Raw genomic sequence first — 460 nt, 5'->3', positions numbered from 1 at the left:
ACGCGTCTCGCACCGGGCCCGTCGTCGTGCGAGGACGGGTGCACCGCGGCTCCAACCGGGCTCCAGCCCGGCCCTTCACCCTCGAAGGCCAGGAGGGCACAGGCACGAGCGGCCCGCCCTCACGCCGGCCGCCCGGCCGCGACCGTGGCGTGCACGACCGCCTCACCAAGGAGAACCGACATGCCCAACGCCCAGGCCATCAAGGCGTTCCTCGTCGAGGAGTTCCTGCCGGACGTGCCCGCGGCGCAGCTCGACGACCACTACGACCTGCTGGAGAACGGAGTCATCGACAGCCTCGGTCTGCTGAAGGTGATCGCCTGGCTGGAGGACCGGTACGGCATCAACACCGACGAGGTCGACCTCGCGCCGGAGTCGTTCCGGTCGGTCGCCGCCATCGAGGGCATCTGGCGCGCCGGCTGCGCCTATGTGCCCCTCGACCCCGAACTCCCCGCCGAGCGAC

At 71.5% G+C, this 460-nt stretch carries 1 protein-coding gene; it reads left to right on the top strand.

What is annotated here, in order from left to right; all coding sequences use genetic code 11:
- Positions 1-180 precede the first annotated feature (180 nt).
- On the top strand, positions 181-460 hold a 280-nt coding region (locus LPA54_RS38195; protein WP_228984978.1), incomplete at its 3' end, for a phosphopantetheine-binding protein.

The organism is Streptomyces sp. DH12 (assembly GCF_020873895.1).
In the GTDB taxonomy this organism is placed as follows: Bacteria; Actinomycetota; Actinomycetes; order Streptomycetales; family Streptomycetaceae; genus Streptomyces.
Note: the sequence above shows the minus strand (reverse complement) of the source record. Positions and strands in the feature narration are given on the sequence as shown.